Consider the following 21,210-nt stretch of genomic DNA (forward strand, 5'->3'; position numbering starts at 1 on the left):
GTGAAATATATGATAAAAGATTTTACTGTTCTATTTCTCTGGTCTAATCGGCCATTCGATATCAGGTGCCTTATTGGTATTAATCCGGCTTAGTTCTAACCGGTATCGCTTCCACTCTGCCAGCCGGGTGATCTCCTCATCTGTCGCAATGCTGATATCAACCGCATCCTGCAGCGGCGCAATAGTCCGGTTTGCCTCATCCATCTCAGCGGCCAGCCTGCTGCTGGCAATCAGCTCCGCATTTTCATCATCTGTTACCGGCGCAGTAAACACGCCGCCGCTGTAGCGATAATTTACCTCAGGCTGTTCGGGCAGCGTGGTGATATCAACCCATAACAGTGACGGGTGATAAAGTTTTTCAGGCTTTACATTCAGCGAGACTACTTCCGCAACGCGCTGTTCTTCAATACGGGCATAAGTTTTCATCAGCTGAATTCCTCAATATAAATAACACCATCTGATCCATAGCTGCCGATAAAGGGATCGGCGCGGGTAGAGCCGCTACCGCCAGCACCAAAGGTGTTTCTTTTGCCGGTTAATGTTCCTTCCCCGCTTCGGAAGCCGCCGCCCCAGTAACTTACTCCGCCATCACCAGAGCCGCCCCGGTAGGGATTTGTGGCGGTCGAGATAATGCCCGGCGCATCGCTGCCGTCGCCGCCCTGAATATTCAAATCACCACCTACAGCCTTTCCGCCCGCGCCGCCCGCATCACCTGACGAAGTATTCACGCCGTTGCCCGCCGTCAGCAGGCCGTTGAAAGTGCTGCTTGTTGCTGAAAGGGTTTCATCACTGCCACGGCCTACCACGCCGGGGTAAGTTTTGGTGTCGTCCACGTTCAGCCAGGCGATGACTGTTCCGCCCGCGCCGCCACCTGCACCACGGCTTGTAAGCCCGCTCCCCCATCCGAGATAGCCATAGCCTCTGCCCCCGCCGCCGGTCAGGATAATTTTGATGCGTTTTGTTCCGGGCGTGGGCTTGTAATTGATCGCCCCCGGCGTGGTAAAAATCTGGCGGTCAATAAAACGGCCTGCAAACTTTTCAGTTAAACCGAGGTTTTTGAGAACATCTGCAATCAGCCCGGCGTCTTTGATTTCAGCCAGGGCATTTGCGATCTGCAGGTACTGGCTGTGTGGGTTTTTAGCATCGGTATGACTTTTCATTACGCTGTCAGCGTAGGCTTTCACCTCGATCACAGCGTCATCAACATACTTACGCGTTGCCAGCACGACTGACGGATCAATTTTCAGTGTGACGGCCGTTGTGCTGTTCACGATCAAAATCATGCGCACGGTCTGCGTGCGGCCGCTACCTTCGGCCAGCTGGGGCTTGTAAGTTTCCGGGCAGTTAGCAACGGCAATCAGCACGCCGTCGGCGTCATACAGGCCAATCTCGCGGATCCAGAAACCGCCCTCACTTTCGGGAATAATCTGCTCGGCAATAATCTGGCTGCTGTTTGCCGCGTCAATGGTCAGCGAATTAAGCTGCGCGCGTCGCTGCTCGCCGATGAGCTTAGTCTGCGCCGCATCAGGCGTCGGCAGCGTGCCGCCACCGTCCCCGACTCCTAATGATGTGATATTCACTTTCGTACCAAGTGCGGCAGCGTTCGCCAGCTTAGCCGCGCCCTGATTGGTCAGCAGGGCAAAATATTTTGTCGTCATGCGCTCACTTCCGTCAGGTCAATAAGATGCACCGCCACGCCGGAATAACCCGGCCCGCCGACACTGATAAGTTCTGGTGTATAGGGATAAACGGTCAGCTCATCCCCGCTGTAGCTGGCAACGGCAACCGGCAGCGTTCCGTTCGCGTCCAGATTGATAGACAGGCCGATAAGGTGACGGCTGCAGGGCTTCGCGTCGTCTATCAGGCGCTCCAGCTCGTTATACATTTCCTCCGTAATGCCGGTATCCAGCACGCCCACGTCCAGCCGGAACGTGCCGGGCGCCTCACCGGTTTTCCACCACTCAATGATTCTGATGAGATAGCCCAGCGGCTCAACGACGCGGCGGATAGCGCCTATCGTTCCCTTGTGCCGGTGCACGTACTGCGAGGCAGCAACCACGGCGCGCTTTGTCGATTCCGGCCAAGCTGAATCCCAGCGGTCAACTGACCACGCCCACGCCAGATAGGGCAGAAGCTCTACCGGGCAGGCTTGCGGATTCCATAACTGGCGCAGCGGCAAGCTCATCGTACCTGAGCTTGCCAGCGCCTCTGCGGCAGCAACCTCAAGCGCTGACGAGCCGGTCGGCAGCAGGCGATCACTCATCCGAGCCTCCCACGGTCAGCGTGTAGCCCGTGCAGTAAGCGGCCTGGGTTTTATCTAGCACCACGTCAGCAGAAGGCTTGATAAGGTTGACGCGCTGCACGCCCTCAACGTGCATGGCGGCATAGAGCGCAGAAAGACGAATGTCACGGCCGAGGCGCTTTTGTGCGCTGACAAAGGCGGCGAGTTTTGCCTCTGAAGCGGCGCGGATTGGCTCCGCCTCCGGCCCCGGATAGAGGTACAGCTCGGCCTCGATTTCGTAACTAACAATCTTCGCTGACTGCACGCTCACCCGGTCTGCAACCGGACGCACGTCTTCGTCATTGAGCGCAGCGTTAACCACGGCCAGCAAATCATCACCGGCCACGCCGCTGCCCTCACGCGCGAGCACTGTCACTGTGACCACTGCAGGCGACGGGCTGATGGCTGATGCATCGGCTACGCGGCCGTCGGCGCTTCTGGCGTGATACTCATATGCACCGGTCGGCCCGGCAACGCTCAGACCCTCAAACGCCGAGGCAATGCGCAGCCGCAAATCGTCGTTACTTTCCATCACGGCGGCGGTCGGTGGGATGGTCGTATTGTCGGCCGGGGTAATGGTCAGGCGGGTTACGCCATTATTCGCGCCGAGCTGGTCAAGGTCGCCGTCAAGTGCATATGCCACCATGACGGCCTTTGCCGCCTCGTTAATGCGCTGGCGAAGGAGCAGCTCGCGGTAAGCGTTTTCCTGCAGCAGCTTAACAATGGGCTCTGACTCCAGCGTCAGCGTGCGAGCGACCGCCTCCTGCTGGTCGGCTGGGTAAAGGGAAATCAGCGTCGCCTTTCTCTCGGCAAGCAGGCTTTCATAGTCCAGCGGCTCCACCACGTCAGGCGCGGGCAGCTGGCTCAGGTCGATAGTTGCCATAGTCTCAGCTCACAGGAACGGTTAAGGAAAAAGGCTGCGCGCTGTCAGTGCGGTTGCCAGACAGCTCAACCACCATTGCGCCATTGATATCCGAATCAAAGCTGATGGCGGTCAGCTTTACCCGCGGCTCCCACTTCAGAATCGCCATATAGCAGGCCGACATAATCTGCAGGCGCAGCGCCTCGTTTTGCGGCTGGTCAATCAGCGCGGATAAAAGCGAACCATACTGGCGACGCATCACCCTGGTGCCGACAGGGGTCAGCAGAATGTCACGCACTGACTGCCGGATGTGATCGAGGTCGGTCAGCGCGCCGCCGGTTTCGCGGTTCATGCCGATGTATTTAGCGGTTGTCATATCGGTTCCCCCGTCTGACCGCCGCTGTCGCCAGGATGTTTATGCTTATGCAGAACCTTGCCGTTTGAGGAAAGGTTGCCGCCGGTATGTGTAACGTCGCCTTTCATCGTGCCGCCCTGGGTGACTTCCAGCTGCGCAGTTTTAAGCAGCGTTGTGCATTCCACCTCCGGCGAGTCGAACAGGATTTTTACCGCCGCTTTAATAGTTGCGGTCTTTATGCCGGTCGCAGTCAGCGCGCCGTTTTCCGGCTCGTACTCGATCACCGCGCCGTCAGGAAATGACCAGTGCAGCGCATCGGCCGAGGCTGACGGAGCCGGGTTGTCATCGGAAAAAATACCCGGCAGCACAAAGCCGGTATCAAGTTCGCCGCCGAGGCAAAGAACAAGAACCTGCTCACCCACTGAAGGCGCATTCCAGGAGCGAGTTTTACCCGCGCGGGCGCTCAGCCAGTGCAGCCAGCTGGTTGTATTTTTTCCCGTATCGACACGGCACAGCCCGCCATCGAGATTGACGGCTGAAACGGTTCCGATGCGGATCAGGTTGCGCAGCAGGCGCATGATTTCTGACACACTTTCGTTTAAATTATTCATTTAGGTATGATGCTCTGACTCAACAGGCATTAACTACTTAGGTTTGTCCGGCTATCTGCCAGCAAACAAACTTCGCGGAGAGAGGGATGAGCAAGGAAGAGAAGCGCGCCTTTTATGAAAAACTGTATTTTCACGAGGCAGATACCAAAGAAAAATTGCATGCGAGGGTTCAGGGTGTTTTTGCATTCTTTGCTTTGATAGGCACAGCAATTTCTTATGTTTTTAAAAATCTAACCTTCTATAATGCATGGACTTTTTACTTCATACATGGCCTCTTGGCGTTATCAGTGATTCTTTTATTATTTGCTTCATTAAAATTAAGGAAAGCCTTTTGGGGAAATAAGTATGCAAGAATTGCAACTCCTAATGAAATGCAGGCTTATGAAGAACAGCTTCAAGAGCACCAAACAAATCAATTGAAATACCAAAAAGAGAATCCGCTTATCTCTATTGACGTGGTCAATATTGATGAGGAAATAGCTGATTGGCTTAACGATAGTTTTATGAAAGCGGCAAGTCATAACATGGAAGTGAATAGCCTCCGTAGTGAAAAAATACATGAGGCAATTTATTTGATGTTTATTAGCTTATTGCCTTTGGCTATTGCTATGTTACTTTTCTTAAGTTTTAATCTTGATAGTAGCGCACCGAGAAATGCAAAACCTCTAAAAACTAACATTGTGGTTTGTAACCCCATTAGCCTCTAGCGGAGAGTATTATGTCCGATAAAAAGCCCAGCAATCCACCACCACCACCACCTAAAGCGCCATCTCCTCCACCGATGAAATTCGTTAAAGATCACGATGACACAAAAGGCACAACGCGTAAGGACGGAAAATGATTAAAAAACAGCTCTCAAATAAGTCATCGCCCCCACCGCCACCAAAAGCACCAACACCACCGCCGGTGTACTATGGTAATAATCATAACCCGCCAAAACCAAAACGATAATAAAAAGCCAGCCTACAGGCTGGCTTTTTACATGAGTGCATCTATCACCATTTCCTCAAGCTTTTTAATGTCCTTAACAGATATTCCCAGCAACGGTCGTGCCTCATACTGCACCTCTTTACCTTTACGCGCTGGCCGGTCGCGCAGCCCGTAATGATGCACGCGGGCCATGCGCTGCACGTTGCCCGCAAACTCGATCACTGCCTCATTCGGGCTGGCCTGCGTTTTCATGTATTTAGCCGTGCGCAGCTTTGCAAACATCTCGCGCTTTATGCGGCCCTTTTTGCTGCGCACCGGCTGCGTTTTGCGGGGCTTGAACGGCGTGCCGTCTGGTGCCTGCTGTCGCTTAATGTTCTGCTGCTGACTCGCGCGCAGCGTCTTCGCGATGGTTCGCGCCATTTCTTTACGCGCCGGGGCTGACAGGCTGCTGATAAGCGCCTCAAGTCGGTCATTTACAAGCTGAAGCTCGCTCATGCCTGCCACTCGCTGACCAGCTCGCCCTTAACGTAAAGCTGCACCGGCCGCGCGTCATTCTCCGGCAGCGGGTTTTCGCCGACGTGGGTGACGTGCAGCCCGTCATCGGCCTGCTTTACGATCACGCGCTCGCTCAGTTGCAGCTCAATGCTGATATCGCTGGCCGTATCGCTGATAACGTCAGCCTGAAAGGTAAAGCCCGTCCGGCGCTTTTCTTCAGTTGCCATAATGTCGGGCTCATTGGTTCGCAGCCATGCCAGCAGCGGCACAATCAACAGGTCGATGTTACCGGCGTAGTCGGTGATAACCATGTTGAGCCGGTACTGGTATTCAAACGACAGCGAGCTGGCAATCGTCGAGACAATGCGCCCGCTGTCGATAAACACGTTCAGTGCGTCAGGGTTTCGCTGCAGCTCCGGCACGCTGTCTGTCAGCGCCTGGCGCAGTTGTTGAGGTTTCAGCATCGTGTTGTTCCTGGCAGTCTTTGATAATTTCGACCTGCAGCCCGCAGGCAGCGAGTGCGGCCTCAAGCTGGCGATTATCCGCCGCCAGATCCCCCGCCGTTTTAAGGCTGTTTCCCGGCACCGGGCAGCTTGTCACGCGCGGACACCCAATCCAGATAATCTCTGGCGCTGGCGAAGGCCGGACGGGCGTGCAGCCGGATAACATCGTCAGGCAGAGCAGCAGCAGACCAGTCACGTAGTATCGGATGTGCATCGGTTTCTCTCTGTATGGTCATTTCACGGTTAAGCGCGGCCGTGCTGGCGCGCCCCTGCATCAGCCGCAGCTCGGCCTCACGCTTCTGGCTGGCCCTCGCATCGGCATCCAGCCTGGCTATCGCCCTGTCGCGGCTCTCTATACCGGCCGACAGCGTGCCGATAATGCGCTGTGCGCTGGTCAGGTCGTCTTTTGCGACCTTCCACTGCCAGCCGGTTACGCCCAGCGCCAGCAGAGCCACGGCCAGAAGCAGCGCTATCAGGCGCGTCATGACACCCCCCGCAGGCAGTAGGCTGTCTCATTCGCGCGGCGGTTCTCCAGCCCGCGATTTCTCACGCCCTTAACGAACACCCAGCGCCGCATCTCATTACAGGCATCAAGCCAGTGCTGCAGCCTGATGTAACGGGCAAAGGTCGAGCTGCAGGCCGCGCGCACGCCGACGTTAAATGCGAATGAAACGGCCGTGTCATAGACCGGCAGTGGCATATCGCTGCGCATACAGGCATCGATCCCGCGCTCGACGCGCATCACGTCATACACCAGATTGACCGCCGCCTGTCGCTCGCTGATCTGGCTTTGCGGCGTCACGCCCTCTGTGTGACCGATGCCGTTCGTCCATACACCGGCGCTGCACTGATAGGGCGAGGTGCGGCACCCCTCAGCGTTGGCGATGAGCGCCAGTCCCGCCTCGGACGTTTTCAGGGTTTTAAACTGTGGCAGCAGCGCGGCAATCGCCAGCACGGCCACCACGGCGCAGCGTTTAACGGTCTGGCTCAAGGCTCACCCCCCGCAGGCGCTGCAGCTCGTATGTTTTACGGCGGTAATGCCAGTTGATAAAAAACGTCGCCACGTTAGTAATGAGCGTGATAACCGCCACGCCGGAACCGACCATAAAGGCGATATCCTGTGGCGTATGACGCCCGAACCACATCAGGATGAGGCCAATCAGGTAGTTGATCACAGAGCTGATTTTTTCCATTTTTAGTCCCACAGGTTGACGGTTTCACCTGCTGAAGAGTCAGGCAGATCGGGCAGCGTTACCTCACAGCCGTGCGGCAGCACCGGCCCGCTTTCGGCAAGGCCCGGATTAGCCGCGTAAACCAGCTCGACGACCTGCCCGGTTCGCCCGTAATAGCGCTGGCAGATTTCGTCAACGGTATCGCCCTGCTGTGCGTAAATGTTCATCAGAGCAGATCCACAATGCAGCCAGGCTTACCGGCGATTCGGCTGATACTGAATCGCGCGTCGCGCCAGTACTCGTCGGCGCTCGCCTCGATTTCGCCCGCCTTTTTCGTGCCGCTGGCGTCATAGCCGCGATAGCGCTCAACGATGGTGGCGGCGGTCAGCGCGCTGACGGCGGCAAGGTAGGCCGTAACCTTTTCGCTCTCACCGTCGAGCGCCTCTGCAGGCACGTCGGCCAGCACCTTAAAGCCCGCCGCCATCTGTACGGCGCGCCAGTCGTACAGCTCGGCGTTAACTTCTGAAATAGCCGTCTTCACGGCAAGACGCAGGCGCTGCGCCGTGACCGTTCCCTCATAGCGCAGTGAATCGCGCAGCTGCTGCAGGTCAACGTCAGGCCAGAAAAACGTATTCTTTACCGGCGGCTCGGCAGCGTCTGCCGGTCGCGGGGCGGGGATAACAACCGTGTTATTCATAATCGGCCTTTGAAATAGGTGGGCGGTGGAGGACGGCCCAGACACTGAAAGTGCGTTGCCGTCCTGCCGCCCGTGCGCGGGGTCGCGTTCGGTCAGCGGCTGGCGATGGCCTGCTTTTTCATCGCCGTTCCCAGCCGCTCAATGTCTTTTTTGACGCCGCAGGCGTCGTGCAGCTGATGCGCCCTTACAAGGTGGGGCATCGCCTCCGAAGCCCTGCCCGCATCGCGAAGCACATACCCGGTTATCTTGTGCAGCTTGGCGCGCACCTGATCGGGCATGTCTTCGGATTCCGTCATCGCAATGGTTGCCAGCAGCGGGTCAACATCGACCGGCGCTTTAGCCGTCCAGGCGCGCGTTGCCGCGCTGGCGACTTCCTCGGCCAGAAGGTAAGGCAGGCTGGCGCGCTTAAAGCCGTCAGGCGGCACAAGGCCATGCGTCAGCGCGTACCGGGCAATCTCCAGCGCGCCGGGCACGTCGCCCGCATCAAGCCGCCAGATCATGACGGTCATCAGCACGGCATCCTGTGCGCCTTTGCCTTTATCCAGCACGCCGGACACCCACGGCAGGTACTCAGGCAGCAGCTGACGCTTCATTTCCGCCTTGCGCTCGTTCGAGTGCACTTTCTTCAGGCGGCGCTTGTCGTCGTTGAGCTTGATGAGCATCTGCTCATAGCCGCTGGCGTGGCGCAGCGGGTTGTCGGCGTTCTGCGAGGCTTCGATAGCCTGCTGGCGCATGCGGTGACGTCGGGCAGGGCTTAACATGCGTTACGCCTCCGGGGTTACTACTGCCGCTGCTTCCTGCGTTGTGGCTGCAGGTTCAGCGAACACACCGACTTCGATGTTTTCAACCAGGCAACCGGCCGCGTAATCCTCGATCACGTAGTCCTCGTTAATTGACTCGTAGTTTTCGATGCGGTCGCGCTTCGGCACTTCGTCAATCAGGCGGCGGTGCGTGCCTTCCTGCCAGTAAATCGACAGGTTATCGGTGCGGGTAATAAACATCGCGTCGGCCGGGAAGTAAGGCACGCGCACCGCTGGCAGACCGCCGATGCGTTTCTGACTGATAATGACGTCAGCGGCCAGCTGCTCGGTATTGGCCTGCGACTGATTGACGATCGGGAAGTATTTATCAGCCAGCAGCTGACGGCCCACGATAACAACCAGCTCCGGGTCTTCCTGATACCACGGCTCGATCAGGGTGTTGGTGGCATCCATCACCAGCGCGTCGAGGTTGGCATAATCGCCGTTTTTGCCGACGCGGATTTTTTCAGAAACGACGGTGCCGTCTTCCTCGGTGATTTTGCTCATCACGCGCGCCGGTGCATCGTTGCGGTACTTCTGCAGCCAGCCCACGGCCACGTCCTGCAGCATCGGGAACTTGGCGCGGTTCGAGGTTTTGGCGCGTGTAACGCCGTTGAAGCCGATCATGATGCGGTCAAGCGCCTGGCGCTTCACGATGGCATCACGCAGACGGGCCTGAAAATCTTCATAACGCGCCCACAGGTCGAGCGTGTTATAGCGGATATGAAAGTCATAGTTGACCTGCACACATTCATAGCCCTGTTTATCCAGCGCGGCAAAGTCAGCGGTTTCGCGCTCGTCACCGCCTGCCGTGTCGGTAACGCTGGCAATCGAGCCGGACACGCCGATCCCGATTTTCTCACCCTTCATTTCGGACACCGGCACGATGTTGATGCGGGTCAGGAAGTCGGAAGACTCCTGCACGCGGTTCATCAGGGTCTGCGTGACCGTCGGCTCAACGGTAAATTTCTTGTTCATGTCGTCGGTTTCGACGCCGTTCAGCTCGGCCAGGCGGGTCATGAACTGGTTAAACTTAAAGCGGGTATTCTTGCGCATTAGCGTTCCTGTTTATCTCTGTGTTGGGTTTTAACGTTCAGGCCACGCCTGATTAGCAGTCGGTCTGCGCGCCGGACTTCGGATCGCTGCCGGTTGCCGCCGGGCGGCGGTTAAAACTGCCGTCGGTCTGCGAAAGCTGGCCCTGCAGCGCAGCGAAAGCGGTGCGGTCTTCCCCGGCCTGCTGCTCGATTGCCTCCAGACGTGCGGTGACGGATTGCTCCAGCGCCGACAGCTCCTGCGTCTGGCTCTCCGCGTTCAGCTGCACCTGCTCGGCGACAGCCGTTACCGCCGCGCTGACGTCGGCGAACTGCTCACCATCGGTTTTCTTTTTCGCGGAGAACATCGCCGAGATGCGCGCCAGCAGGGACGGTGACGGCTCGGCCACTTCCTCAAACTCGATCACGGTTTCTTCAGCGGCGGTAAAGAGGTTGCCTTTATCCAGCTTGCGGGACGCCAGCGGATTAACTTTGGCCGTGGCGCTGAAGCTCAGGATTTCCGTACCCAGGCTTGCCGGGTCATCGGTGACGGCCAGGCCGACGAGATACGCCTCGCCCGTGTCGGCGAACTCCGGGTTAACTTCAATAGAGGTGTAGATTTTCTGGCGCGCTTTGGTCAGCTCGACCAGCTCAGGCGTCGGATCAATCCAGCCGAACAGCGCCAGCTTGCCCTTGAGCGGGCCGTCGCCGATTTCTTCCGCCTCGACGGCGGTCACATCGCCAAAGCGGCGGAAGGTGCTGTCAGCGGCATAGCCCCGGATGTGCTCCATGTTGATGCGTGCGCCGTACATTTCCGGGCTGTAGTTTTTCGCCATCTGCGAAATCCAGTCGCGGGAAATGACTCGGCCGTCGGTAGTTGCGCCTTCAACTGCGATACGAAAACGCTTTGCTTTGATTGCTGCCATTAATCAGGCTCCGGTCAGGTGTTGGGTCGGTTCGGGGCCAGTTTCCCCGTCGCCACACAATCCCTCAACGAATGCCAGCCCGCTGATGAATCAGCAAACAGGGACAGCAGGCGCGCCATTTTCGGCACCGGTAGCCTTGCCGGTATGAACATGACACCGACAACCATCATCAGCGATCCGCGCCGTCAGGCCGCGCTGCTTTACTGGCAGGGTTATTCCGTGCGCCAGATTGCGGAGACGCTCGGACAGAAAACGCCAACCGTGCAGAGCTGGAAGCTGCGCGACGCGTGGGACAACGTTGCGCCCATCAGTCGCGTTGAATCCAGCATGGAAGCCCGGCTGATTCAGCTCATCATGAAAGAGGTAAAGGGGAATGGTGATTACAAAGAGATAGACGCGCTCGGCCGTCAGATTGAGCGCCTTGCCCGCGTTGAGCGCTACCGCAGCAGCGGCAACGAGGCCGACTTAAACCCCAACGTGCGCAACCGCAACAAAGGCGAGCGCCAGCCGGTTGTTAAAAATGAGTTCAGCGAGGAACAGACAGACAAGCTGACCCGCTATTTTATGGATAACTGCTTTGAGTATCAGCTCAACTGGCACCGCGCAGGACTGACTCACCGCATCCGCAATATCCTGAAGTCCCGCCAGATTGGCGCTACGTTCTACTTTGCCCGCGAGGCGCTCATCGATGCGCTGACCACCGGGCGCAACCAGATATTTCTTTCAGCCAGCAAGGCTCAGGCACACGTCTTTAAAAACTATATTCTCGACTTCGCCCGCGAGGCTGACGTTGACCTGAAAGGCGATCCCATTGTGCTCCCGAACGGCGCGCGTCTGATATTCCTCGGCACTAACGTGCGCACCGCGCAGAGCTACACCGGCAACCTCTATCTGGACGAATATTTCTGGATCCCGAAATTCCAGGAGCTGCGCAAAGTTGCCAGCGGCATGTCGCTGCACAAGAAATGGCGCACGACTTATTTTTCCACGCCGTCAGCTCTTTCACACAGCGCCTATCCGTTCTGGTCTGGCGAGCTGTTTAACAAGGGACGGCGCAGCAAAGATGATCGCATCGAGATAGACCTGTCGCATTCACACCTGGCAAAAGGCGCGCTGTGCGGTGACGGGCAATGGCGGCAGATTGTCACGGTTGAGGATGCGCTGACCGGCGGCTGCAACCTGTTCGACATTGACCAGCTGCAGCTTGAATACAGCCCGACGGAATATCAGAACCTGCTGATGTGTGAGTTTGTCGACGACGAGGCGAGCGTGTTCCCGTTCGCCGAGCTGCAGAGCTGCATGATCGACAGCCTGGAAGAGTGGGAAGATTTTAACCCGTACCTGCCGCGACCGTTTGCATACCGGCCGGTCTGGATTGGCTATGACCCGTCACATACCGGCGACAGCGCAGGCTGTGCGGTTATCGCGCCGCCGCTCGTTGCTGGCGGTAAGTTCCGCGTGCTGGAGCGCCACCAGTGGCGGGGCATGGACTTTGCCGCGCAGGCGAAATCTATCGAGGACTTAACGAAAAAATACACCGTGGAATATATCGGCGTGGACGCCACCGGCATCGGCCAGGGTGTTTTCCAGCTGGTACGCCAGTTTTACCCGGCCGCGCGTGAAATTAAATACTCGCCGGAAGTAAAAACCGCAATGGTGCTTAAGGCAAAAGACACCATCAGCAGCGGGCGGCTTGAGTATGACGCCGGGGCGACGGACATCACGCAGTCGTTTATGGCAATCCGTAAAACCATGACGGCCAGCGGCAACCGCTCAACCTACGAGGCGAGCCGCAGCGAAGAGGCCAGCCACGCCGACGTCGCCTGGGCCATCATGCACGCACTGTTAAACGAACCGCTTACCGCAGCCAGCGGCGGCGCTAATCCCTCAATTCTGGAATTTTACTGATGAGCAAATGCAGAGGCCGCAAGGCTCACACCGCCACAACACAGCCGGTACAGGCAACCGCACCGCAGCAGCACGCCGAGGCGTTTACCTTTGGCGATCCGACGCCGGTCATGGATAAGCGCGATATTCTGGATTATGCCGAGTGCATCGGTAACGGGCGCTGGTTTGAGCCGCCGGTCAGCTTTAGCGGGCTGGCTAAAAGCCTGCGCTCAGCTGTACATCACAGCTCGCCGATTTATGTAAAGCGCAACATTCTGGCATCAACCTTTATCCCGCACCCGATGATGAGTCAGCAGGAGTTCAGCAAGTTTGCGCTGGATTATCTGGTTTTCGGTAACGCCTTTGCCGAGCTGCGCCGCAATGGTCTAGGTAAGCCGCTGCGCCTTGAAACCACTCCGGCCAAATTTACCCGCAGGGGCGTGAAGGATGGCGTTTACTGGTTTGTGAATGACTGGAAAGAGCCGCATGAATTTTCGGCCGGCAGCGTGTTTCACCTGCTGGAGCCGGATATCAATCAGGAGCTGTACGGCCTACCGGAATACCTCAGCGCGCTCAATTCGGCCTGGCTGAATGAGGCGGCGACGCTGTTCCGCCGCAAGTATTACCAGAACGGCGCGCACGCCGGTTATATCCTTTACATGACCGATGCGGCGCAGAGCAGCAGCGACGTTGACCGGATGCGCCAGGCAATGCGCGACACGAAAGGGCTGGGTAACTTCCGTAACCTGTTCATGTACGCGCCGAACGGAAAGCCGGACGGGATTAAGATCCTGCCGCTGAGTGAAGTGGCGACGAAAGACGATTTCTTTAATATCAAGAAAGCCAGCCGCGACGACCTGTTAAGCGCGCACCGCGTGCCGCCGCAGATGATGGGAATTATCCCGGACAACTCCGGCGGATTCGGAGACGCGGTGAAAGCGGCGCAGGTTTTTGTTCGCAATGAGCTGACGCCACTGCAGGAGCGAATGAAGGAAATAAATTACTGGATTGGTCATCCCGTAATATCATTCAAAAATTACACGTTAGAGGTTTAGATAGAGGCACCTGCATCGGCAGGTGCTTTTCACATTGGAAGTGACGAATCAACATCTTGGATATTGAATGTTTTATTATCATATGCGCAGGTAAATCTTACCTCTAATTGGCTCCAGAATAATGGAGGGTGATTGCGCGATAGCTTAATAAAGTTAATGAGCGCAGGCATATCTAATACATGCACTTTACAACCTGTCGCTTCGTAGATTTTACGCACTTTTTCATTAGGCTCACCATCCTCGACAAGTGAAAGCTCAGGGATAACAATTATGATGTGTTTATTATGCCCTGCATTAATCTCTACTTCCCTCTCGCAATCAACGAGCTTAACCCCAAGCGAGCATTTTTTTGCTACGCCTATTATCTGCCCCAGAGCCTCTTTAAGTAATCGGTTAGTTGTACTTTTACTTCTGCTGAATGAAACCAACTTCCCTCTCTCTACAATCCCTGAACTTTTAGATTCAATCAACAAAACATTGAGGTCATCCATGGCTAAAACATCCGTCAATTCTCTTTTTTTATTTCCATGCATTATAAGTGGAGATTGGATTACATCCCCCCTAAAAAGACTGACCAGAGAACGTGCAATCATCTCCTCCTGTACATACCCTTCGCTACCATCCTTACCTTCTGATAAATCATAATGCATACTTGAAAGGTGGTTATCGTATACAGACATCGGATAAGACTTTAATTCATTTATTTCCATCGTCTGACTTGCAACTTTAGTAGGCCACTTTTTATCGCACATGTAATTTTCAACTAGTTCTGAATAAAAAGAGTCTGCTAATATATTTAGCAAAGCATAAGAGGCAGGAGTTCTAAATCCATTCAAAAGCCATGCTTTAACTTCACGAATAATTTCAACATCAAGCGAAACAACGCCATAAGCGACGCTATGATTTAGGTCATTGAAGAAAGTAATGCTTATCCTAGCGAAGTTTTCATTTATAAGATGGATTAACCCGGGTGATTCAATCTCATCTTTAATCGGCCTAACAAATATTAATGGAACATCATCTGTATCTTTTACGGACATTCCTAAGGACATAAAGTTGTCATCACCTGAAGTCATTGCAAAGTGAATGATTGTAGGGGCACCCAATAAAATTGATTTAATAGCCATCGTAGGCAGTTTGACAATAATTCCAATAGTTAGACTGGTTCGGTCATAGTCTAACCAAAACCCAACATTTTCAGATGCAAGCCGACTTGCAATGATTGAATTCGGAACGAACATAATCACTCCATACTGTATTAGGTCCAATGCTCATGTGCATCATTTGTACAAAATAACCCCCCTCCTGCGCAAGCAGTCAGCAAAGGCTCTCAAATCGATTTTAAGGGCTTATCTACTTTGATTGACGCGTGATGGCATTGATGCCCTATCGCCTGCCTCGGTGCAGCACGCGGCACCTGCGCATACATGTTTGCCCCCCTCGCGCGCAATGCTATCCCCGCCACGCCTGCCCGCTTCGTAGGCCAGTTTTAATGCAGATGCATGAACCATTAAAAACGGGGCCAGCACTGGCCCCGTAGTGTGTTTTTCGCTGTGTTAAATGTATTCAAATCCATGCACCTTATGCATGCATGGCTTACTCAAGCTTAAAATCGTCCACTGACTCATGCTTAAAAGCGAACATCCCTTCTAACCTATCCATGAATTCCATACCCTGCCTGAGTGAAACGGGATAAGGTATCTCAAGCATAAAAACAAAATCGTAGGTACGTCCGAGCCAGTAACCACCACCGCACTCTTTCGGCCTTTGGAAAAATACCCACTCGCCGGGCTTGTAGTAGGTCAGCACCTCACCTCGGTACACTATCTGGAATTTTTCAGGACTTTTAGCCATAACCTAACGCCTCGCGGTGCTCGTTGTTCAACCTTGCTTACGCCAAAATCAAGATTTTGACGCCAGCAACGTTTACTCAATGCATCCAGCTATCATCTTCCCAGACGTTTTGCAGTAGATCATGCAGGCGGCGCTTGTCTTCATCGAGCGTGAAACCCAGCATTTCAATGTTTGTATTACTACCCTGACGAACCCGCACAATGGTTTCAGGAAATAGCGCGAGAACTCGCTTGCTGACTTCGTCTTGGAAAGCACTCAAAATTGATTGGCTTAGCTTTTGATTTTTATCGAGCATGATTTCAATTCGCATCGCAGCAACCTCAAGGATTATTTATCAAGTGGCACAGCCGAAAACACGACTGAAAATTGTTTATTAGCCATCGCGGTGTTACTCGCGATCTCAGCGATAAGACTGAGCGCAATCTCCCTGTCTCGTTCTTTGCAAATCCCTTCACTAGTTAGCCGAGCAATCAACTCGACACGCTCAAGCATTACCCGCTCTTGTAAGTCGTTATCCACGCGCCCTCCCCATCAAAATCACTGTACATCTATACAGTAGCATAGCATTCAGATTAAGCGGAAGAAAAATGTGGTAGTTGAGAGGGGTTTTTATCTTCATGATATGACACGGCTTTATCTGCATTAACCCAGCGGCTAACAACCACCTAAAATCACTTAATTTTGACTAACAAAATTCTCCGCTTGGTTAACCTTGGCCCATTAATGAGCGTTTTTTGCTCTAACTGAATCAGCCAATCGGTTAAATCTGGCTAATACTCCAGTCCTGCCAGCTTCATTTTTTGGCCTTAACAAGTCGCCATAAGCAGAGCTTCGGATAATTTTTCCTGCGATTTCAGTTTGCGTGCCGCCAATGAGACGCACAGCCAATCCGCGGCTTATTGTTTCGCCGCATAAATCTTTCACCTGGCTGATTACGTTGTCGCAAGCTGCCTCAACCTTGTCTGATCTCCTCAACTTAAGGTGTCGCTTTTTAGGTTGCTCCGCCCTTATTCGGGCCAGAAGTTGCCGCCGCTCTTTCGCACTCAGGCTGTTGATGTCGATTTTTTTGAAACTTTCCGGTGGGTTCGAATCCTCAGATCTCAAAGCCCCCGTACAGTTATTGACAGAACTCCGAGAGGACGCAGACGCGTCCAAAAATTCAAAGGCCAAATCAAGGTCAACATCCAGTACTGAAAGCGGCTTCGGCGCGCTTTCAAAGACGGCATCAAGCGAGCGCTTTGGAACAATTTTCCACTGTGCCAGACGAGTTAAAATTGGCGTGTCTGCCCCAACCTCGGTAGCAAAGACGCCCTTAATGCGCACGGTCTCTTCGCCATACTCATTAACGTCTTCGCCTGGCTGATACCACGTGCGCACCGCCAGATCGTCACGGCGTACAAAGGGCCCACCCTGCGCGTTAACGTAACCAGCCCAATCACCGGCATCTGCTGCATCATGCGCAGCTGCAAATTCAACGCTCAGACCATGGGCGGTTTCGCTGTCGGCCATACGGCGCAGCTCGCGATAAACCGTCACCGGCGCGCCGCCCACAAACTGGAACTGGCGAATGTGCCAGCGTGCAGCCCAAGCGGAAACGGCTGGCGCAGTCTCTTTCAGCTCTTTGCCGCTTTCATCATCCAGCTCGCCATCGAGAGCGTAGCCGTCGATGTTCTTTGAAATATATTTAGCTACGTACCCCGTAGCACTGCCTTTCTCCGGGTCAATAGCTTCTGCATGAAAGCGTGCTTTGCGCGCTTTATCTGTTGTCAGCTCGCCGCTGTCTTCCTGATATGCGTAATCGCGAATTATCTGCCGTACCTGATCCACATTCTCAGGACGCATAAACATCAGCATATGCCAGTGGGGTGTGCCATCGTGATGTGGCTCGGCAACCCGGATGCCGAATATGCGAATTTCTTCGCGGTGTAATTTGGCGCGGATTTTCTGCCAGACGTTGCATAGATAGCGCTGCGTGTCAGCCGGGCTTGCACCGTTCCATTTGCGGTTGCGATGGCCGGTCTTAATCGTTGCGTGATAGCGTGACGGAGCGGTAATCGTGTAGAACTCACCGACGAATCCCATTTCATTGCAGATATTTTCAAAGCCACGGATGCGCGTCATAAGCTCGCAACGACGGATTGCAGGGTTAGCAACGCTTCCGTCATATTTGTCGATCAGGCTGATGCGGTTGCCTTCTTCGTCTTCCAGCTCAAGCGACTTTAGAAATTCACGCGTGCGGCGCTTTTGCTCGCGCCATTCCGCAACGTTCATGCTGCTGGCGTAAGGGGTATGTTTTTTGCTGACGTTTGCCAGCGCGATCTGCAAATGTTCGCGCCATGAAGCTGCAACGCGGCGCAGTCTACCTTTCCACCACTTTTCGGTTTGCATGCGCCTAATCGCCGGGGTGACTTCTTCCGGGTCAAAGAGACGGGAAGTAACTTTTTCCCACAGTGGTGGCGTTTGGCTGAATTCCCGCGTGATGGTGGCAGCGGTCATATATACACGGTGGGTGTACTTATAATCTGACTCTTCCCTTGCTTGCTGATGTGCTTGCACCAGTTCAGCAAGGATAAGATTAGCAATATCGCCAGCAAGCAAATCAACATCAGCGCGCGCCATGTCTGGAAGGCGATTAAAGCGTCGCCTCAAATTAAATAATTGCCCGCCAGCAACAGCGGTGTTTTCCCGGTCAGTGGTATTTTCACCCAGCATATTCAGGGTGCTACCTTTCATTACGCCAAGACGATATTGAGCGCTGACAATCTCAACGCGTGGCAATGTGCGTTCTACGAAAGTCTTCGTAAAATACGCATTGGCACGGGCTAAACCCTGTGTTTTTTCAAGCTCACTGATGCGGCGCTTAACGTCGAGCTGTACCAGCGTCGGCTGCTGCTCAAGTAACTCATGCGCACGCACTAAAGCCGCAATCATTTGATTGCGGCTGTGCATCTCCTCATATGTGGGATAAGGGCTTGCGATGACTTCCCGTGGAGCATTCCACGGGTAAGCAAACTGTTCTAGCATGCCAGTCCCTTAGTTCCAGCAACGGGGCTTATCCCATGACTCACCGCGATAATCTCTGCACCACGCTTTGAAATTCCGGCTTTGCTGCCTATGCTACGGGGCGCATTTACTTGAGATTTATGAAACCCGCTGTAAAGCTGACGGGTGAACTCGTTATCGCTATTCGAGCAAACAACCGCATTCGTTTCGGCAATCCCGGATAACATTGATGACAGTTGGCTGTGCTGTTCTTTGCCGAATCCCTCTCCGAAGTACTGACTGAATGTGCCGTCATACGGAGGATCGCAATAAACAACATCACCACCTTCAACCATTTGAAGGGTTTCTTTGAAGTCGGCACAGATGAAGGTCGCGCGCTGCGCTTTTTCTGCAAAAGCTTCGATTTCAGCCAGCGGAAAATATGCGGTATCGTTTTTGGCGAATGGAGTATTAAATCCGCCTTTCTGGTTGTAGCGGCAAAGCCCTCGGTATCCATGACGATTCAGGTACAGGAAATAAACAGCACGCTGCAAAAGCGTCAGTGAGAGGCAAAGATTAAACTCCGCGCGGATGCGGTAATAATCCTCAAAGTTGGCATTCTGATTAAACATTTGCGTCGCCATAACAATAAACGGGCGCGTATGCTCTTTAACCTGACGATAGAGATTAATAAGATCGGGGTTAATATCAGCGATTAAATATTGCGGATAATCAGTGTTCATCATTACCGCACACGAACCCGCGAACGGCTCAACTAAACGCTCACCCTGCGGCAGATGAACAGAAAGAGTGGGCATAATACCCGCTTTGCTGCCAGCCCATTTCAGAATGGTGTTCATAACGCCGCCCCTTTGTAATGAGTGCTTTTCAGCTCGCTGATCTCTTTGCAGGTAACGCAGAAAGAAACGCCCGGCAGCGCACGGCGGCGGGCTTCAGGAATTTCGGCATCACATGAAAGGCAGAAAAATTCACTTGCGCCGGTAGGGTGCTGCTTTGCATTTGCCAGATTGCGCGCTAGTTCTTCTTCAACACGCTGCTGTACAAGATCCATTGAGTCGGCCATTAGTGCAGCTCCCGTGCTTGGTTCTCATAACGTTCGGCCTCTCTGTCCAGCAGGTCGATAATTTCCGCAGCGTTCATCTCCTTTTTGCGGGCGTGTATTGCCAGTGCGGCAATGTGGATTGATACGGCCAGCGCATCATCACTACGCTGTTCTTTTTTGGCCTTGCTAAGCATTGTGTTTAGCGCATCAGCATCAGCTTTGAAATTACGGGTTTCAGTATTTCGCATATCTAAATCTCCAGAAATTTGGCAAAAGTATGCCCGGCGGGTTTACGCCATTAATTTTTTGAGTCTTATTTATTCAGGTAAAAAACAGTCGGCAGTTGAAAACTGGCGAGGTAATATTCGGCCCCAGCGTGCAACTTTATTCATCGCGATGATTATTAATTCACGGCGGTGCTCATCGAAATATTCAAAAGGCTTTCCTATTTCCTCGGGTTTAAATGACTTCGGATTCTCGCGATTAGCCAGAGTCATTACGCAGAACTTAAATTCATCATTCTGATGATTGAAATAACGCAGTGCCGGGTTTGCGTTGTTATCACGCATCTGGCGCCATTTTTTGCGAAATTCATCAAACGTCATTGGCTGAATTTTATCAACACGCGCGCCCATCAAATGAATTTTGGAAAAACTGGCGGGTTCGTGTTGCTTTGGAACTTCCCATAAAACGCGAGTCATATTAACCACCGATAATTTTACGTAGACGGTTTATTAAACTGGTGCGCTTAGTTGTCAGGTCGCGTAAAAGAGGCCTCTGATCAGCGCATGGATGCCAGCGCTTGCCGTTCACGCCCATAATCCAGCCATTGCCATATGACATTGATGGGCTTTGACGCTTTAATAATGGGGCCACTGAGATTGCCATTTATTAAACCACCCCTAATGATGCGCCAATGCTCGAAAGCACATCAGCAGTGCCTGCCATAGCCGGATTTGCATGTACACGCGCCTGGACGGCTATTGCTGCAAGAGTGAGACAACGGATCCCGGCATTAACGTTCTGAACAAACCCACGACGGCAGGCGGTAGAAAATTTATCCTGGCTGAGCACCCCAGCGGCTAACTGACCAACCTCAGCGGTGGCCTTTAACACATAAGCGGGCAACTTCTCCGCTGCAACCTCATTCACTGGCACACATGGCAAGCACTGCAACTGAGACAATGCGCCATCAATGAGCGTTGCATCTTCGGTCAGATCGGTTAGTAACAGCATTTCCGCAACGGTTAGCTGGTGAATCTGGTCAGGATTCAATTTATTGCGCAGCGTCTGCACCTTCATGCCAGCTTGGTTTGCAAGCAATGACATATTGTGTGCCAGCGCAAACTTGCGGCAAGCCTCGTCAAAATGGTTATGGGTGGAAACCTTAAAATCAAACATGACCTAGTTCCTTCATTCACTTATTGTGAATTATATGCCCACGACAATTTGAAAACGGGAATGGCCTAATGCCTTTCGAACCTGCTGTTCTTTCCACTGCAAATAGAGAATTCGAACTTTGCCCCCAGCCCTTTGACGACCAGGCTTTATTACGCGGCGCTCAATTGGCAAGCAAGGGCAATCACCAGTTGTCCAACGGTAGACTGTTGCCATCGATACGCGTTCCAATTGGGCAAATTCTTTGGGATAGACGATTTCTGAGGGAATCTTGATGATTGTAATTTCGTTAGCCATGTAGGATGATT

At 53.7% G+C, this 21,210-nt stretch carries 32 protein-coding genes; 3 read left to right on the plus strand and 29 right to left on the minus strand.

Going from position 1 to position 21,210, the window contains the following annotated elements; genetic code table 11:
* Positions 1 to 30 precede the first annotated feature (30 nt).
* The 6 genes from AC07WB_RS16645 to AC07WB_RS16670 are packed head-to-tail and all read right to left on the minus strand — an operon-like array spanning position 31 to position 4,109.
* Entirely contained in the window at positions 31 to 426 is a 396-nt protein-coding gene (locus tag AC07WB_RS16645) for a tail fiber assembly protein (RefSeq protein ID WP_494940873.1), read from the minus strand.
* Entirely contained in the window at positions 426 to 1,658 is a 1,233-nt protein-coding gene (locus AC07WB_RS16650; protein WP_494940874.1) for a phage tail protein, read from the minus strand. The genes AC07WB_RS16645 and AC07WB_RS16650 overlap by 1 nt, the downstream gene beginning before the upstream one ends.
* A complete protein-coding gene (locus tag AC07WB_RS16655) occupies positions 1,655 to 2,263 on the minus strand; it encodes a phage tail protein I (RefSeq protein WP_494940875.1) in 609 nt (202 codons plus the stop codon). Before AC07WB_RS16655 ends, AC07WB_RS16650 begins: the two co-directional genes overlap by 4 nt.
* A complete protein-coding gene (locus AC07WB_RS16660) occupies positions 2,256 to 3,164 on the minus strand; it encodes a baseplate assembly protein (protein ID WP_494940876.1) in 909 nt (302 codons plus the stop codon). Before AC07WB_RS16660 ends, AC07WB_RS16655 begins: the two co-directional genes overlap by 8 nt.
* A gap of 4 nt (positions 3,165 to 3,168) precedes the next feature.
* Entirely contained in the window at positions 3,169 to 3,519 is a 351-nt protein-coding gene (locus tag AC07WB_RS16665) for a GPW/gp25 family protein (protein WP_494940877.1), read from the minus strand.
* Entirely contained in the window at positions 3,516 to 4,109 is a 594-nt protein-coding gene (locus tag AC07WB_RS16670) for a phage baseplate assembly protein V (RefSeq protein WP_494940878.1), read from the minus strand. Before AC07WB_RS16670 ends, AC07WB_RS16665 begins: the two co-directional genes overlap by 4 nt.
* A gap of 86 nt (positions 4,110 to 4,195) precedes the next feature.
* On the opposite strand from AC07WB_RS16670, the gene AC07WB_RS16675 reads away from it, so the two are divergent.
* Positions 4,196 to 4,816 (plus strand): hypothetical protein, encoded by a 621-nt coding sequence (locus AC07WB_RS16675; protein ID WP_494940879.1) that lies wholly within the window; start codon positions 4,196 to 4,198, stop codon positions 4,814 to 4,816.
* 271 nt (positions 4,817 to 5,087) lie between these two features.
* Here the strand turns inward: AC07WB_RS16675 and AC07WB_RS16680 are convergent, their stop codons facing one another.
* The 11 genes from AC07WB_RS16680 to AC07WB_RS16730 form a co-directional block, all read right to left on the minus strand.
* On the minus strand, positions 5,088 to 5,534 hold the full coding sequence (locus tag AC07WB_RS16680) for a phage virion morphogenesis protein (protein ID WP_494940880.1): 447 nt from the start codon (positions 5,532 to 5,534) through the stop codon (positions 5,088 to 5,090).
* On the minus strand, positions 5,531 to 5,998 hold the full coding sequence (locus tag AC07WB_RS16685) for a phage tail protein (RefSeq protein WP_494940881.1): 468 nt from the start codon (positions 5,996 to 5,998) through the stop codon (positions 5,531 to 5,533). The genes AC07WB_RS16680 and AC07WB_RS16685 overlap by 4 nt, the downstream gene beginning before the upstream one ends.
* Complete coding sequence (gene lysC / locus AC07WB_RS16690) at positions 5,931 to 6,203, minus strand: Rz1-like lysis system protein LysC (RefSeq protein ID WP_242462570.1); 273 nt, start codon at positions 6,201 to 6,203, stop codon at positions 5,931 to 5,933. Before lysC ends, AC07WB_RS16685 begins: the two co-directional genes overlap by 68 nt.
* Positions 6,100 to 6,522: an Rz-like lysis system protein LysB gene (gene lysB, locus AC07WB_RS16695; protein WP_494940882.1), complete on the minus strand. Its 423-nt coding sequence runs from the start codon at positions 6,520 to 6,522 to the stop codon at positions 6,100 to 6,102. Before lysB ends, lysC begins: the two co-directional genes overlap by 104 nt.
* On the minus strand, positions 6,519 to 7,028 hold the full coding sequence (locus tag AC07WB_RS16700) for a lysozyme (protein WP_494940883.1): 510 nt from the start codon (positions 7,026 to 7,028) through the stop codon (positions 6,519 to 6,521). The genes lysB and AC07WB_RS16700 overlap by 4 nt, the downstream gene beginning before the upstream one ends.
* Positions 7,012 to 7,230 (minus strand): HP1 family phage holin, encoded by a 219-nt coding sequence (locus tag AC07WB_RS16705; protein ID WP_010255079.1) that lies wholly within the window; start codon positions 7,228 to 7,230, stop codon positions 7,012 to 7,014. The genes AC07WB_RS16700 and AC07WB_RS16705 overlap by 17 nt, the downstream gene beginning before the upstream one ends.
* Before the next feature lie 2 nt (positions 7,231 to 7,232).
* Complete coding sequence (locus AC07WB_RS16710) at positions 7,233 to 7,436, minus strand: tail protein X (RefSeq protein WP_494940884.1); 204 nt, start codon at positions 7,434 to 7,436, stop codon at positions 7,233 to 7,235.
* Complete coding sequence (locus AC07WB_RS16715) at positions 7,436 to 7,906, minus strand: head completion/stabilization protein (protein ID WP_494940885.1); 471 nt, start codon at positions 7,904 to 7,906, stop codon at positions 7,436 to 7,438. The genes AC07WB_RS16710 and AC07WB_RS16715 overlap by 1 nt, the downstream gene beginning before the upstream one ends.
* Positions 7,907 to 7,998: 92 nt before the next feature.
* A complete protein-coding gene (locus tag AC07WB_RS16720; RefSeq protein ID WP_494940886.1) occupies positions 7,999 to 8,667 on the minus strand; it encodes a phage terminase small subunit in 669 nt (222 codons plus the stop codon).
* 3 nt (positions 8,668 to 8,670) lie between these two features.
* Positions 8,671 to 9,762: a phage major capsid protein, P2 family gene (locus AC07WB_RS16725; protein WP_494940887.1), complete on the minus strand. Its 1,092-nt coding sequence runs from the start codon at positions 9,760 to 9,762 to the stop codon at positions 8,671 to 8,673.
* A gap of 52 nt (positions 9,763 to 9,814) precedes the next feature.
* Positions 9,815 to 10,663 carry a GPO family capsid scaffolding protein gene (locus tag AC07WB_RS16730; protein ID WP_494940888.1) on the minus strand — a complete coding sequence of 283 codons (849 nt, stop codon included), beginning with the start codon at positions 10,661 to 10,663 and terminating at the stop codon, positions 9,815 to 9,817.
* A gap of 144 nt (positions 10,664 to 10,807) precedes the next feature.
* Here AC07WB_RS16730 and AC07WB_RS16735 point away from each other — a divergent pair, with 144 nt between their 5' ends.
* A complete protein-coding gene (locus tag AC07WB_RS16735; protein ID WP_494940889.1) occupies positions 10,808 to 12,571 on the plus strand; it encodes a terminase ATPase subunit family protein in 1,764 nt (587 codons plus the stop codon).
* Positions 12,571 to 13,605 carry a phage portal protein gene (locus AC07WB_RS16740; protein ID WP_494940890.1) on the plus strand — a complete coding sequence of 345 codons (1,035 nt, stop codon included), beginning with the start codon at positions 12,571 to 12,573 and terminating at the stop codon, positions 13,603 to 13,605. Before AC07WB_RS16735 ends, AC07WB_RS16740 begins: the two co-directional genes overlap by 1 nt.
* A gap of 29 nt (positions 13,606 to 13,634) precedes the next feature.
* On the opposite strand, the gene AC07WB_RS16745 is transcribed toward AC07WB_RS16740, so the two are convergent.
* The 12 genes from AC07WB_RS16745 to AC07WB_RS16800 form a co-directional block, all read right to left on the minus strand.
* Positions 13,635 to 14,846, minus strand: a complete 1,212-nt coding sequence (locus AC07WB_RS16745) for a hypothetical protein (RefSeq protein WP_494940891.1) — start codon at positions 14,844 to 14,846, stop codon at positions 13,635 to 13,637.
* Between the two features lie 355 nt (positions 14,847 to 15,201).
* Positions 15,202 to 15,459, minus strand: coding sequence for a hypothetical protein (locus tag AC07WB_RS16750; protein ID WP_494940892.1), 258 nt, complete (start codon positions 15,457 to 15,459; stop codon positions 15,202 to 15,204).
* A 76-nt stretch (positions 15,460 to 15,535) separates the two neighbouring features.
* Positions 15,536 to 15,769 carry a DinI-like family protein gene (locus tag AC07WB_RS16755; protein WP_494940893.1) on the minus strand — a complete coding sequence of 78 codons (234 nt, stop codon included), beginning with the start codon at positions 15,767 to 15,769 and terminating at the stop codon, positions 15,536 to 15,538.
* A gap of 17 nt (positions 15,770 to 15,786) precedes the next feature.
* Positions 15,787 to 15,978 carry a hypothetical protein gene (locus AC07WB_RS16760; protein ID WP_483816249.1) on the minus strand — a complete coding sequence of 64 codons (192 nt, stop codon included), beginning with the start codon at positions 15,976 to 15,978 and terminating at the stop codon, positions 15,787 to 15,789.
* Positions 15,979 to 16,179: 201 nt separating this feature from the next.
* Positions 16,180 to 18,483: a replication endonuclease gene (locus AC07WB_RS16765; RefSeq protein WP_494940894.1), complete on the minus strand. Its 2,304-nt coding sequence runs from the start codon at positions 18,481 to 18,483 to the stop codon at positions 16,180 to 16,182.
* Positions 18,477 to 19,301 (minus strand): DNA adenine methylase, encoded by an 825-nt coding sequence (locus AC07WB_RS16770; protein WP_494940895.1) that lies wholly within the window; start codon positions 19,299 to 19,301, stop codon positions 18,477 to 18,479. The genes AC07WB_RS16765 and AC07WB_RS16770 overlap by 7 nt, the downstream gene beginning before the upstream one ends.
* A complete protein-coding gene (locus AC07WB_RS16775) occupies positions 19,298 to 19,525 on the minus strand; it encodes a TraR/DksA family transcriptional regulator (RefSeq protein ID WP_336778831.1) in 228 nt (75 codons plus the stop codon). Before AC07WB_RS16775 ends, AC07WB_RS16770 begins: the two co-directional genes overlap by 4 nt.
* The gene (locus tag AC07WB_RS16780) at positions 19,525 to 19,752 is read right to left on the minus strand and encodes a DUF2732 family protein (RefSeq protein WP_483816253.1); all 228 of its coding nucleotides are present in this window, start codon (positions 19,750 to 19,752) and stop codon (positions 19,525 to 19,527) included. Before AC07WB_RS16780 ends, AC07WB_RS16775 begins: the two co-directional genes overlap by 1 nt.
* Before the next feature lie 69 nt (positions 19,753 to 19,821).
* Positions 19,822 to 20,139, minus strand: a complete 318-nt coding sequence (locus AC07WB_RS16785) for a hypothetical protein (protein ID WP_483817922.1) — start codon at positions 20,137 to 20,139, stop codon at positions 19,822 to 19,824.
* Positions 20,140 to 20,206: 67 nt separating this feature from the next.
* Positions 20,207 to 20,392, minus strand: coding sequence for a phage filamentation protein Fil family protein (locus AC07WB_RS16790; protein ID WP_494940896.1), 186 nt, complete (start codon positions 20,390 to 20,392; stop codon positions 20,207 to 20,209).
* A 3-nt stretch (positions 20,393 to 20,395) separates the two neighbouring features.
* The gene (locus tag AC07WB_RS16795; RefSeq protein WP_494940897.1) at positions 20,396 to 20,905 is read right to left on the minus strand and encodes a phage regulatory CII family protein; all 510 of its coding nucleotides are present in this window, start codon (positions 20,903 to 20,905) and stop codon (positions 20,396 to 20,398) included.
* A 30-nt stretch (positions 20,906 to 20,935) separates the two neighbouring features.
* Entirely contained in the window at positions 20,936 to 21,199 is a 264-nt protein-coding gene (locus AC07WB_RS16800; protein WP_494940898.1) for a hypothetical protein, read from the minus strand.
* Positions 21,200 to 21,210: the final 11 nt, after the last annotated feature.

This window comes from Pantoea sp. GW821-FHT03E06, assembly GCF_059420725.1.

Excerpts from the sequence above, each read along its gene's own strand:
- AC07WB_RS16775 (WP_336778831.1), bottom strand. The coding sequence starts at position 19,525 with ATGGCCGACTCAATGGATCTTGTACAGCAGCGTGTTGAAGAAGAACTA.
- AC07WB_RS16685 (WP_494940881.1), bottom strand. The coding sequence starts at position 5,998 with ATGCTGAAACCTCAACAACTGCGCCAGGCGCTGACAGACAGCGTGCCG.
- AC07WB_RS16785 (WP_483817922.1), bottom strand. The coding sequence starts at position 20,139 with ATGGGCGCGCGTGTTGATAAAATTCAGCCAATGACGTTTGATGAATTT.
- AC07WB_RS16665 (WP_494940877.1), bottom strand. The coding sequence starts at position 3,519 with ATGACAACCGCTAAATACATCGGCATGAACCGCGAAACCGGCGGCGCG.
- AC07WB_RS16670 (WP_494940878.1), bottom strand. The coding sequence starts at position 4,109 with ATGAATAATTTAAACGAAAGTGTGTCAGAAATCATGCGCCTGCTGCGC.
- AC07WB_RS16770 (WP_494940895.1), bottom strand. The coding sequence starts at position 19,301 with ATGAACACCATTCTGAAATGGGCTGGCAGCAAAGCGGGTATTATGCCC.
- AC07WB_RS16705 (WP_010255079.1), bottom strand. The coding sequence starts at position 7,230 with ATGGAAAAAATCAGCTCTGTGATCAACTACCTGATTGGCCTCATCCTG.
- AC07WB_RS16660 (WP_494940876.1), bottom strand. The coding sequence starts at position 3,164 with ATGGCAACTATCGACCTGAGCCAGCTGCCCGCGCCTGACGTGGTGGAG.
- AC07WB_RS16675 (WP_494940879.1), top strand. The coding sequence starts at position 4,196 with ATGAGCAAGGAAGAGAAGCGCGCCTTTTATGAAAAACTGTATTTTCAC.
- AC07WB_RS16780 (WP_483816253.1), bottom strand. The coding sequence starts at position 19,752 with ATGCGAAATACTGAAACCCGTAATTTCAAAGCTGATGCTGATGCGCTA.
- AC07WB_RS16800 (WP_494940898.1), bottom strand. The coding sequence starts at position 21,199 with ATGGCTAACGAAATTACAATCATCAAGATTCCCTCAGAAATCGTCTAT.
- AC07WB_RS16765 (WP_494940894.1), bottom strand. The coding sequence starts at position 18,483 with ATGCTAGAACAGTTTGCTTACCCGTGGAATGCTCCACGGGAAGTCATC.
- AC07WB_RS16715 (WP_494940885.1), bottom strand. The coding sequence starts at position 7,906 with ATGAATAACACGGTTGTTATCCCCGCCCCGCGACCGGCAGACGCTGCC.
- AC07WB_RS16735 (WP_494940889.1), top strand. The coding sequence starts at position 10,808 with ATGAACATGACACCGACAACCATCATCAGCGATCCGCGCCGTCAGGCC.
- AC07WB_RS16750 (WP_494940892.1), bottom strand. The coding sequence starts at position 15,459 with ATGGCTAAAAGTCCTGAAAAATTCCAGATAGTGTACCGAGGTGAGGTG.
- AC07WB_RS16720 (WP_494940886.1), bottom strand. The coding sequence starts at position 8,667 with ATGTTAAGCCCTGCCCGACGTCACCGCATGCGCCAGCAGGCTATCGAA.
- AC07WB_RS16645 (WP_494940873.1), bottom strand. The coding sequence starts at position 426 with ATGAAAACTTATGCCCGTATTGAAGAACAGCGCGTTGCGGAAGTAGTC.
- AC07WB_RS16795 (WP_494940897.1), bottom strand. The coding sequence starts at position 20,905 with ATGTTTGATTTTAAGGTTTCCACCCATAACCATTTTGACGAGGCTTGC.
- AC07WB_RS16680 (WP_494940880.1), bottom strand. The coding sequence starts at position 5,534 with ATGAGCGAGCTTCAGCTTGTAAATGACCGACTTGAGGCGCTTATCAGC.
- AC07WB_RS16755 (WP_494940893.1), bottom strand. The coding sequence starts at position 15,769 with ATGCGAATTGAAATCATGCTCGATAAAAATCAAAAGCTAAGCCAATCA.
- AC07WB_RS16740 (WP_494940890.1), top strand. The coding sequence starts at position 12,571 with ATGAGCAAATGCAGAGGCCGCAAGGCTCACACCGCCACAACACAGCCG.
- AC07WB_RS16790 (WP_494940896.1), bottom strand. The coding sequence starts at position 20,392 with ATGGCAATCTCAGTGGCCCCATTATTAAAGCGTCAAAGCCCATCAATG.
- AC07WB_RS16650 (WP_494940874.1), bottom strand. The coding sequence starts at position 1,658 with ATGACGACAAAATATTTTGCCCTGCTGACCAATCAGGGCGCGGCTAAG.
- lysC (WP_242462570.1), bottom strand. The coding sequence starts at position 6,203 with ATGTTATCCGGCTGCACGCCCGTCCGGCCTTCGCCAGCGCCAGAGATT.
- lysB (WP_494940882.1), bottom strand. The coding sequence starts at position 6,522 with ATGACGCGCCTGATAGCGCTGCTTCTGGCCGTGGCTCTGCTGGCGCTG.
- AC07WB_RS16745 (WP_494940891.1), bottom strand. The coding sequence starts at position 14,846 with ATGTTCGTTCCGAATTCAATCATTGCAAGTCGGCTTGCATCTGAAAAT.
- AC07WB_RS16725 (WP_494940887.1), bottom strand. The coding sequence starts at position 9,762 with ATGCGCAAGAATACCCGCTTTAAGTTTAACCAGTTCATGACCCGCCTG.
- AC07WB_RS16730 (WP_494940888.1), bottom strand. The coding sequence starts at position 10,663 with ATGGCAGCAATCAAAGCAAAGCGTTTTCGTATCGCAGTTGAAGGCGCA.
- AC07WB_RS16655 (WP_494940875.1), bottom strand. The coding sequence starts at position 2,263 with ATGAGTGATCGCCTGCTGCCGACCGGCTCGTCAGCGCTTGAGGTTGCT.
- AC07WB_RS16710 (WP_494940884.1), bottom strand. The coding sequence starts at position 7,436 with ATGAACATTTACGCACAGCAGGGCGATACCGTTGACGAAATCTGCCAG.